The 9,038-nt window shown below is 58.5% G+C and carries 12 protein-coding genes; 8 read left to right on the top strand and 4 right to left on the bottom strand.

What is annotated here, in order from left to right; all coding sequences use genetic code 11:
- Nucleotides 1–87 precede the first annotated feature (87 nt).
- Nucleotides 88–537 (bottom strand): hypothetical protein, encoded by a 450-nt coding sequence (locus tag AC2FIZ_RS16595; protein WP_281995923.1) that lies wholly within the window; start codon nucleotides 535–537, stop codon nucleotides 88–90.
- 21 nt (nucleotides 538–558) lie between these two features.
- Nucleotides 559–927, bottom strand: coding sequence for an antibiotic biosynthesis monooxygenase family protein (locus AC2FIZ_RS16590; protein WP_142639319.1), 369 nt, complete (start codon nucleotides 925–927; stop codon nucleotides 559–561).
- 79 nt (nucleotides 928–1,006) lie between these two features.
- Between AC2FIZ_RS16590 and AC2FIZ_RS16585 the strand changes: the two genes are divergently transcribed.
- Nucleotides 1,007–1,438: a MarR family winged helix-turn-helix transcriptional regulator gene (locus tag AC2FIZ_RS16585; protein ID WP_281995922.1), complete on the top strand. Its 432-nt coding sequence runs from the start codon at nucleotides 1,007–1,009 to the stop codon at nucleotides 1,436–1,438.
- A gap of 4 nt (nucleotides 1,439–1,442) precedes the next feature.
- Here the strand turns inward: AC2FIZ_RS16585 and rpe are convergent, their stop codons facing one another.
- Nucleotides 1,443–2,129: a ribulose-phosphate 3-epimerase gene (rpe, locus tag AC2FIZ_RS16580; RefSeq protein ID WP_281995921.1), complete on the bottom strand. Its 687-nt coding sequence runs from the start codon at nucleotides 2,127–2,129 to the stop codon at nucleotides 1,443–1,445.
- A gap of 163 nt (nucleotides 2,130–2,292) precedes the next feature.
- On the opposite strand from rpe, the gene phnC reads away from it, so the two are divergent.
- The 5 genes from phnC to AC2FIZ_RS16555 all read left to right on the top strand — a co-directional run bounded on the left by phnC (nucleotide 2,293) and on the right by AC2FIZ_RS16555 (nucleotide 7,032).
- On the top strand, nucleotides 2,293–3,114 hold the full coding sequence (gene phnC, locus AC2FIZ_RS16575) for a phosphonate ABC transporter ATP-binding protein (protein WP_281995920.1): 822 nt from the start codon (nucleotides 2,293–2,295) through the stop codon (nucleotides 3,112–3,114).
- A gap of 68 nt (nucleotides 3,115–3,182) precedes the next feature.
- Nucleotides 3,183–4,085: a phosphonate ABC transporter substrate-binding protein gene (phnD, locus tag AC2FIZ_RS16570; RefSeq protein ID WP_281995919.1), complete on the top strand. Its 903-nt coding sequence runs from the start codon at nucleotides 3,183–3,185 to the stop codon at nucleotides 4,083–4,085.
- Nucleotides 4,086–4,148: 63 nt separating this feature from the next.
- Nucleotides 4,149–5,030: a phosphonate ABC transporter, permease protein PhnE gene (gene phnE / locus AC2FIZ_RS16565; protein WP_271951512.1), complete on the top strand. Its 882-nt coding sequence runs from the start codon at nucleotides 4,149–4,151 to the stop codon at nucleotides 5,028–5,030.
- The gene (phnE, locus tag AC2FIZ_RS16560; RefSeq protein WP_496791351.1) at nucleotides 5,027–6,394 is read left to right on the top strand and encodes a phosphonate ABC transporter, permease protein PhnE; all 1,368 of its coding nucleotides are present in this window, start codon (nucleotides 5,027–5,029) and stop codon (nucleotides 6,392–6,394) included. Before phnE (AC2FIZ_RS16565) ends, phnE (AC2FIZ_RS16560) begins: the two co-directional genes overlap by 4 nt.
- Nucleotides 6,395–6,417: 23 nt before the next feature.
- Nucleotides 6,418–7,032 carry an LbetaH domain-containing protein gene (locus tag AC2FIZ_RS16555; RefSeq protein ID WP_142639333.1) on the top strand — a complete coding sequence of 205 codons (615 nt, stop codon included), beginning with the start codon at nucleotides 6,418–6,420 and terminating at the stop codon, nucleotides 7,030–7,032.
- A gap of 158 nt (nucleotides 7,033–7,190) precedes the next feature.
- Here AC2FIZ_RS16555 and phnF read toward each other — a convergent pair whose 3' ends face one another.
- Nucleotides 7,191–7,901 (bottom strand): phosphonate metabolism transcriptional regulator PhnF, encoded by a 711-nt coding sequence (gene phnF, locus AC2FIZ_RS16550; RefSeq protein WP_142639335.1) that lies wholly within the window; start codon nucleotides 7,899–7,901, stop codon nucleotides 7,191–7,193.
- 102 nt (nucleotides 7,902–8,003) lie between these two features.
- Here phnF and phnG point away from each other — a divergent pair, with 102 nt between their 5' ends.
- Together phnG and phnH are read left to right on the top strand one after the other, a co-directional pair.
- Complete coding sequence (gene phnG, locus AC2FIZ_RS16545) at nucleotides 8,004–8,462, top strand: phosphonate C-P lyase system protein PhnG (RefSeq protein WP_496692910.1); 459 nt, start codon at nucleotides 8,004–8,006, stop codon at nucleotides 8,460–8,462.
- A complete protein-coding gene (gene phnH / locus AC2FIZ_RS16540; RefSeq protein ID WP_496791350.1) occupies nucleotides 8,462–9,037 on the top strand; it encodes a phosphonate C-P lyase system protein PhnH in 576 nt (191 codons plus the stop codon). Before phnG ends, phnH begins: the two co-directional genes overlap by 1 nt.
- Nucleotide 9,038: the final 1 nt, after the last annotated feature.

Genomic DNA, 9,038 nt, shown 5'->3' with positions numbered 1-9,038 from the left:
CGTTCGCCGAATAGTCTCAGACCTAACCGTCGAAACAAAAAAGCCCGCCCCAAACCGGGGCGGGCTTTTTCTGTTTGGAATGCATTTTTATTTCTGGGACTGACTGCGCCTGCGCGCGGTCATTGCCCGGCCGTCACGGATACTCTTACCCATCAATGTCAGATTGGTGGCACCAGCGACCAATTCGATGACCTGAACAAGGTAGAAGCTGGTGTCGAAGGCCCCGGCTCCGGCCTTTGTTTTCAGGTAGAGTGCTGCGGGTACCAGAATAAGCAGGCCGTTGGCTGCGATGATCGGCATTCTTTTCTTTTTGGCCAATGCCGATGCATCTTTGCGCCGGCTTCCCATCGACATTCCTGTGGCGCCGACAATTACCATGGCCGGGACCAGCAAGAACAGGCCATAGACGATCATGGTTTTTACTGATGCCACGGTCGCGTGGGAAGCGAAGATCTCGCTGTACAAAGTAGATGTCCAGAATGTCAGTATTGTTAGAAATCCGATAACTCCAGCGATGGGGTGGATTGTTCTGATCATGGGGTGCCTCCACATCGCGCCTTAGGCAACACAGTGGTTGTCGACCGTCAGCTTGCGCAGAAGATGTGGTCGCGTCACTGCGCTGTCCGGGTAGTCGGCGATACGGCTTTGGAATTCAGGATTGGTAAAGGCCTGACGGAAACTCTTCACATCTTGCCAGACAGCATAGTTCACGAAGGTCGCGCTGTTGGCGATGCCTTTGTGCAGTTGCGTCGAGATGTATCCCGGTTGCGATTTCATGAAATCCGCGTCGTGGGACCAGGCGGTCAGCAGGGCGTCTTCGTCCTTGGCGTCAACCGTGAACAGGTTGATCAGAACGACGGGGCCTTCCTCGGTTTCCATCTGGTCAGCCAGGGTTGCGATTTCGTCAAGTTCTACGATGCGTGCCATTCTTTGATCCTCTTTCAGAAAATAACATAGCAAGCTATATAATATTGCATAGCATGCTATGCAAGTGTATTTATCCGACATGGATTTCACGAAAGAAGACTCGGCCGGATATCTGGTCAATCACATGGCGCGCTTGTTTGCCCGGGACTTGCAGCAGCGTATCTCTCCTTTGGGGATCGTCGTTGGGCAATTCCCCATTTTGCTGGAGCTTTGGCAAAAGGACGGCGTGTCGCAAAAAGAGCTGCTTGGCAAAATCGATGTCGAACAGGCAACCTTGGCCAACACGCTCAACCGGATGGAGCGGGACGGTTTGGTCAAGAGAACCAAAAACCCAACCGATGCCAGAGCTCAGCTGATCTGGTTGACCGAAAAGGCGTCAGGGATACGCGCGGAGGCATATGAGGCCGCCCAGACCGTAAACGCGCAGGCGCTTGCGGGGCTGAGCGCCGAGGAACAACGTCAGTTTCTGGACCTCATGCACAGGGTGATTTCGGGCATGCGCCAGGAATAATGAGTTACAGCGCGGAATTCGCAGCGGCCCGCACGGCGCGGATGTTGTCGCCATATACCCCGGGCTGAACTACCGATCCACCGTTGAACACAGCTGAGCCGGCAACCAGAACGTCGGCGCCTGCGGCCGCGACCAGCGGGGCGGTGTTTGGATCAACACCGCCATCAATCTCAATATGGACGGGACGGTCGCCGATCATCTGGCGCAGGCGGCGGATTTTGCTGGTCATGTCGATGAACTTCTGGCCGCCAAAGCCGGGGTTTACAGTCATAACGCAGATGAGATCGGTCAGATCCAACAGGTGCTCCACCGCTTCGGCCGGAGTGCCCGGGTTCAGCGCGATACCGGCCTTCATTCCTGCAGCGCGGATGGCCTGCAGGGTGCGGTGCGAATGCGGCCCTGCCTCGATATGGGCGGTCAGGACATCGGCCCCAGCATCCGCATAGGCCTGAATGTAGGGATCGACTGGGGTGATCATCAGATGCACGTCCATCACCGTTTTGACATGCGGACGAAAGGCTTTGACGGCGGGTGGACCAAAGGTCAGGTTGGGGACAAAATGGCCATCCATCACGTCAATATGCACCCAGTCGGCGCCCTGAGCCTCAATGGCCTGAATCTCGGCGCCGAAATTGGCAAAATCGGCGGACAGGATCGACGGGGCGATCTTGATGCTGCGGTCAAAGCTCATGGTTGCCTCGTGTCATCTGAACAGTTGAGGATGCGTATAGCGTTGAGGTCAGTTGATGGATAGCCCCCGCGACAATCGCGCCGTAACAAAACTTTCACCTTACTGACACACAGCCGTTGAACAGTGCCTGTAGCTCACCGCCAAGACGAATTGGGGGTGTCCTGTGCTGCGTATCGACAAACTGACCAAACGCTTCGGCGAAAACATAGCCGTGGATGCGGCGACTTTGGATGTAGACAAGCCGTGCATGATCGGCATCATCGGGCGATCCGGCGCCGGGAAATCCACCCTTTTGCGGATGGTCAATCGCCTGACCGATTCCAGCGAAGGCAAGATCCTGTTCGAAGGCCGCGATGTCACCCAGTTGAAGGGGCGAGAGAAGCTGGCGTGGCAGGCCGAATGCGCCATGATCTTTCAGCAGTTCAATCTGGTGCCGCGCATGGATGTGGTGACGAACGTGCTGCATGGCACACTGAACCGCCAATCGACACTGGCCACCATGTTCAACCTGTTCCCGATGGAGGACATCCACCGCGCCATCGACATTCTGGATCGTCTGGGCATCGCCGAACATGCGCCGAAACGGGCCGAGGCGCTGTCGGGTGGACAGCAGCAGCGTGTCGCCATCGCGCGGGCTTTGATGCAGGACCCCAAAATCATTCTAGCGGATGAGCCGATCGCATCGCTGGACCCGATGAATGCCCAGGTGGTGATGCAGGCCCTGCGCCGTATCCACGAAGAGGACGGCCGCACGGTCATCGCCAACCTGCACACGCTGGACACCGCGCGCCGCTATTGCGACCGCGTTGTCGGCATGCGCGACGGCCGCATCGTCTTTGACGGGTTGCCCGAACAACTGACCACCGGCGTCGCCCGCGAGATCTATGGGGCCGATGCGAGTTTCTCGGAAGAGGCAACCTCGACCGAGATCGAAACGCTCGACGCCACCCAGAAGGCCCTGATGGAAGCCGAAGCCACCATCTGAGCCACCCCAACCACCTTTCATCGCCCGACCCGATGAGAGGTCGGGGACATCAACCTGGAGAGAGACAGATGAAAAACCTAATTGCTGCCCTTGTTGCGACCACTGCCATGGCCGCGCCCGCTATGGCGCAGGAAATCAGCGAATTCCGCATTGGTATTCTGGGCGGCGAAAACGCCCAAGACCGAATGAGCAAAAACGAATGCCTGCGCGAATACACCGAAGAGTTGCTGGGCGTTCCGACCAAGCTGTTCGCCCCTGCCGATTATAACGGTGTGATTCAGGGCCTGCTGGGTGGCACGATTGACGTCGCTTGGTTGGGTGCGTCGGGTTACGCCAAAACCTATCTGAGCGATCCCGAAGCGGTTGAGCCGGTTCTGGTCAAGGTCAACACCGACGGTGGTTATGGCTATTACTCGGTAGGCTTTGCCCGCAAAGACAGCGGCATCGCCTCGCTGGATGACATGAAGGGTAAGGCCTTTGGTTTTGGTGATCCGAACTCGACCTCGGGCTACCTGATCCCTTCGATCGAGATCCCACAGGCCACCGGCGCCACCATGGACTCGGGCGATTACTTCGGTGAGGTCAAGTTCACCGGCGGTCACGAACAGACTATCGTTGCGGTAAACAACGGTGACGTTGACGGCGGCGTGACCTGGGCCGACGGCCTGGGTGATTGGGAAGATGGCTATCAGTCGGGCGCGCTGCGCCGCGCTGTTGATGCCGGTCTGGTCGACATGAACGATCTGGTCGAGATCTGGAAATCGGCGCCGATCCCGGAAGGCCCGGTCGTTCTGCGCAAGGCCTTGCCCGAAGATGTCAAAGTTCAGGTCACTGAGCTGTGGAACACGCTGGACGAAAAAGACCGCGAATGTTTCTACGGCGTGGCAGCAGGCGAAGCCAAGAGCTTTGATCCCATCACGCATGAGGCCTACGAGGTCATCATCGAAGCGCGCAAGCTGAAGTCCAACTAAGCCTGCACATCACATGATCGGGGTCCGGCGTCTTGCCGGGCCCCGTTTTCTCAGGAGCATTCCATGACAGACCTGACCGCAGGGTCCCACAGCGTCGACCAAATCCGCGACGAATACTCAGCAATGACCCGGCGCAAACGGGCCTATGGTGGCATTCTCCTGATCCTGTTTGTGGCCCTGATGGCCGCAGGGTTCCGCACCGCCGATGATCGAAACGCAGGCAGTTTTGTCGATGGCTGGCACAGGATTTTCGACTATCCGGCCGAGGTCCTCTCGGAAGCGTGGGAAAAGATCGGCGCGATGCCGGAAAATCTGGTTCGGTTCTTCCCGGCCTTGATCGAAACGATCAATATCGCGGCAGCATCAACCCTGATCGGTACGATTGCGGGGACATTTCTTGCCCTGATGTCGACACGGGGCATGGCGCAGTGGCCATCTCTGATCCCATTGTTTCGTCGGATTTCCGATATCTGCAGGGCCATCCCTGAAATCGTTATCGCGCTGGTTTTGATCTTTATTCTCGGCGGCGGTCCGGTTCCGGCAATGATTGCGATTGCCATCCATACCGCCGGTGCATTGGGCAAGCTGTTCTCGGAAGTGAACGAGAACGCTTCGCTGAAGCCGATTGAGGGGCTGCATTCGGTGGGCGCGAACTGGTCGCAACGGATGTATTTGGGCGTGATCCCACAGGTCGGACCGAACTATGTCAGCTATGCCTTGCTGCGGTTCGAGATCAACATCCGTGCCTCGGCCATCCTTGGCTTCGTCGGTGCTGGCGGGCTGGGCTATGAGCTGCGCAACGCGATGTCATGGGGGCAGGGGCGCTACGACGAGGCCGCGGCCATCTTCCTTCTGCTTTTTGTCACAATCATGGTCGTGGATCAGCTGTCCGGCTATCTGCGGGATCGCCTGACCCACGGGTCGGAAAAAGGAGCTTCGGCATGACGACCTTTGCCACTGATCTGTCGACAGATGACCTCAAGGCCGAGGCCGGTCGTCTGTTCAACCGCAAACGGATCGTGAATTTCGGGTTGCCCGGCCTTGTCGCTTTTTACCTGATTTACGTGTTCTTTGCCTTTGACGTGCCTGGTATTGCCGGGCGTGCAAATTGGGAAAACGGCAAGACGCTTGTTGCCGACAGTTACAGCTACAAAACCCATGTCACGCGGGATAACCGCAATGGTGATGTGTCCGTTGCGGTCGAAGGGGACCGCAAAGGCACCTATCCTGACGGGACCGCACCCGACTGGGTGGCGTTGGGCGAAACCACGATCATTGACCTAGAAGATGGTCACGTGGTGCGTTTCGGCCCCGAGACAATCGAATACGATATCCCTGGCTATGGCGTCGTGCGCGCTACGCCCAGCCGGGCCTCTGGGGTGCAAGCAGAGTTACCGGCGGGCGATGTTCCAGACTGGATCAATGTCTCGAAAAATCGGCTGGCGATCACCACCGATGCCGGGCGTCTGACCGTGACCCGCAACCGGTCCGAAGTGTTTCGCTATTTTCCAGGGTGGGAGCTGTTCTGGTTCACCCTCGACAGCCCGTATTATGGCAAATCTTTCCCCGAGTTGGTCAGCCGCGCCACCGCCGGTGAGGCCGGTGCCATTTTCAACGATTTCTGGACCAACAAGATCTGGCGGCATCAGGATGTGGCCTGGGCCATCTTCGAGACGATCCTGATGGCGTTTCTGGGCACCATGGGGGCAGGGATTATCGCCTTGCCACTGGCGTTCCTGGCGACGCGGAACTTTAACCCCTTGCGGTCGGTGCGCTTTGCCACACGGCGGGTGTTCGACTTTGTACGCGGTGTGGACGCCTTGATCTGGACCGTTGTTCTGGCACGGGCCTTCGGCCCAGGGCCGTTGACCGGAGCGCTGGCAATTCTGGTGACCGATACCGGGACATTCGGCAAGATATTCTCAGAAGCGCTGGAGAATGTGGATGAGAAGCAGATCGAGGGCGTGCAGTCGACCGGTGCGAATGCGCCGCAGCGCTATCGCTTTGGCGTGATCCCACAGATCACTCCCGTGCTGTTGAGCCAGCTTTTGTACTTTCTCGAATCCAACACCCGCAGCGCGACCATAATTGGCGCGATTACTGGCGGCGGCATTGGTCTGTTGCTGACGCAGGCGATCATCACTCAGAAAGATTGGGAAGAGGTCGCCTATTACATCGTTCTGATCATTCTCATGGTGATGTTGATGGATTGGTTCTCGGGCTGGTTACGGCGTCGTCTGATCCAGGGCGACAGCGGCAAGAAGAGCAGGCCGAGCAACGCGAAAACCAAAGATTTTATTCTGCCGTGAGCGCAGCTTGAAAGGTCAGATTCATGGCACGATTGCGCACGGATGAACCGTTCATCCATCCCGATTGCCAGATTACCAACAGCAGCTTTGGTGCATTTGTCGAGATTGGCACCGGCAGTCGGATCGCCAACGCGGTCTGGGGCGACTATTCCTATTGCGACCGGACCTGCGACATCGCCAACGCCCAGATCGGCAAGTTTTCGAACATTGCCAGCTTTACCCGGATCGGCGCCACGGATCACCCGTTGCAAAAGGCCTCGCTGCATCATTTTAGCTATCGGTCGGCTGACTATTGGGACGATGCCGAGGATGATGCCGAGTGGTTTGCCCATCGCGCAAGCCGGATCGCATATATCGGGCATGACACATGGATCGGTCACGGAGCGATCATCAAGCCCGAGGTGACAATCGGTAATGGTGCGGTCATCGCATCCGGGGCGCTGGTGACCAAAGACGTACCGCCCTACATGATCGTTGCTGGGGTGGCGGCCCAACCACTCCGCCCCAGGTTCCCACAAGCGGTTGCGGATCGGATGGAGCAGTTGGCCTGGTGGGACTGGGACAACAGCCGCTTGCGTGACGCATTGCCGGATTTTCGCAAACTAGAGGCCGAGGCGTTTTTGGAGAAATACGAATAGCTGGCCCTGTGACCCCAGGTGCTCCGCGCCCGCAGAAGCATCGGTTTCGCCGATCCCCCTTTGGGGCCTTGGGCCGGGCGCCGCGCTTTGCGCGGCGCTACGCCCAATGGGATGAAACCTCCGATAGGAGGTTGAAGACGGGCGGGAGGCTTACGGGATCAATCCTCGTTCAGGGTCAGCGTAACTCGTTCCCCGGCAAAGGTTGTTCTTCCGTACTCGACAGGATTGCCCTCGGGGTCTGCATTGATGCCGATCGAAAACAAGACTGGTGCGCCCTCGGACAGGTGCAGGTGCAGAGCTTGAGTTGCCGTGGCCGCGCGCGCGGTCAGGCGGGTTGAGATGCGCGTGTAATCCGGCACATCGCATCTTTGCAGGGCTTTGGTGACGGATTGGGTTTCGGTCAGAATCTGCAGAATATCAGGAAATCGCTTGGCCGGAAAAACGCTTTGAAACAGGCCGATGGGTTGCCCGTCGGCCAGAGACAGACCGTCATAGACATGCACCGTGTCGCCGGTTTCAAGCCCCAATGCATCGGCCTCGGCTTCATCCGCGGCCCGTGTGGTCAGGGCGAGGATCTTCTTGCCGGGCATCTTGCCGCTGGCCGAGATGCTCTTGTGGTATCGCACCCGCTTACCAATCGGATACTCGGTTGGTCGGGTGGCGACGAATACACCGGCCCCGCGCCTAGAATGGACCAGCCCCTGGTCGGCCATGTCAGACAGCGCCCGACGAACCGTGTGGCGGTTAACGCCATGCGTTGCGGCCAGTTGCGCTTCGGTCGGCAGCCGGTCACCGGTTTGATATCGCCCTTCGGCAATGTCCGACGTCAGGCTTAGGGCGATGCTTTTCCAGATCGGCGTTTTGTTCATGTCACCAAAAATTCACACAGTTGCGATTGCGAGTCGCCGGGCGGCGGTCTATGATTTGTATAGTTGTATAGGATAAGTAGACAACCCCGCCAAGAGGCTTTGATGACACAACAGAGAGATTCCGCGACCGAGGCGCGTAAGACCTGGATGGGCCTGCTGGCCCGCGCGCCAGATGACGCCACGTTGGCGCTGTGGGAGGGCCTCACGGACCGTCCCGGCTTTGAATGGCTGCGCAGCCCCGAAGTGGGCGGCGTGATGGTGCGCGGGCGTACCGGCGCCACCGGGGCGCCGTTCAACCTGGGTGAAATGACGGTCACGCGCTGCTCGGTGGTCTTGCAGGATGGCACGGTCGGACATGGCTATGTTCAGGGCCGGTCAAAGCCCAAGGCCGAAGCTGCAGCTGTGATTGATGCGATGATGCAGACTGCGGCAGCAGACCATGTGCGGGAAAACCTGCTCGGTCCGCTGGAACAGAAAATGCAGGCGGTCAAAATCGCGCGGGCGGCAAAGGCGGCGGCAACCAAAGTAGAATTCTTCACGCTGGTTCGGGGAGAAGATTGATGACTGCGCAAACTCAATTCTCGGGCGGGTTCCAGAACATACCGGTTGATTCCGCGCATGCTTTTCGCGCGGCGATGACGGTGATGGCACGCCCTGGCGAAATCCGCAGCCTGTCAGGGGCCGTGCCCCCAGCGCCTTTGTCGGTAGCAGCGGGCACCTTGTTGCTGACATTATGCGACCCGGAAACCAAGGTACATCTGGCGGGTGAGCTCGACACCGACGCTCTGCGCGAATGGCTGACCTTCCACACCGGCGCGCCGCTGGTTCCTGCTGTCGAGGCGGATTTCGCCGTCGGCACTTGGGGCGAACTTGGTGGGCTGGATCGCTATCGCATCGGAACTGCCGAGTATCCGGATCGGTCAACCACTCTGATTGTTGAGCGTGACAGCCTGGATCAGTCCGGTGCCATTTTGCACGGTCCCGGTATCAAGCAGAGCGCAGGCTTGAACCTACCCGATATCCCTGCGTTGCAACGTAATGCGGCTCTTTTCCCTTTGGGATGTGACTTCTTCTTTACCTGCGGTGACAAGGTCGCGGCCCTGCCGCGCAGTACCCAGATCAGCGCGGAGGGTTAAG

Source organism: Ruegeria sp. CDSB022 (assembly GCF_059611145.1).
The sequence above is the reverse complement of the archived record's forward strand: the minus strand, read 5'-3'. Positions and strand labels throughout refer to the sequence as shown.

Bases quoted from the DNA above. Each gene is read 5' to 3' on its own strand.
- phnF (WP_142639335.1), bottom strand. From the start codon at position 7,901: ATGAACAAAACGCCGATCTGGAAAAGCATCGCCCTAAGCCTGACGTCG.
- AC2FIZ_RS16590 (WP_142639319.1), bottom strand. From the start codon at position 927: ATGGCACGCATCGTAGAACTTGACGAAATCGCAACCCTGGCTGACCAG.
- phnD (WP_281995919.1), top strand. From the start codon at position 3,183: ATGAAAAACCTAATTGCTGCCCTTGTTGCGACCACTGCCATGGCCGCG.
- AC2FIZ_RS16595 (WP_281995923.1), bottom strand. From the start codon at position 537: ATGATCAGAACAATCCACCCCATCGCTGGAGTTATCGGATTTCTAACA.
- phnE (WP_496791351.1), top strand. From the start codon at position 5,027: ATGACGACCTTTGCCACTGATCTGTCGACAGATGACCTCAAGGCCGAG.
- phnH (WP_496791350.1), top strand. From the start codon at position 8,462: ATGACTGCGCAAACTCAATTCTCGGGCGGGTTCCAGAACATACCGGTT.
- rpe (WP_281995921.1), bottom strand. From the start codon at position 2,129: ATGAGCTTTGACCGCAGCATCAAGATCGCCCCGTCGATCCTGTCCGCC.
- phnG (WP_496692910.1), top strand. From the start codon at position 8,004: ATGACACAACAGAGAGATTCCGCGACCGAGGCGCGTAAGACCTGGATG.
- AC2FIZ_RS16585 (WP_281995922.1), top strand. From the start codon at position 1,007: ATGGATTTCACGAAAGAAGACTCGGCCGGATATCTGGTCAATCACATG.
- AC2FIZ_RS16555 (WP_142639333.1), top strand. From the start codon at position 6,418: ATGGCACGATTGCGCACGGATGAACCGTTCATCCATCCCGATTGCCAG.
- phnE (WP_271951512.1), top strand. From the start codon at position 4,149: ATGACAGACCTGACCGCAGGGTCCCACAGCGTCGACCAAATCCGCGAC.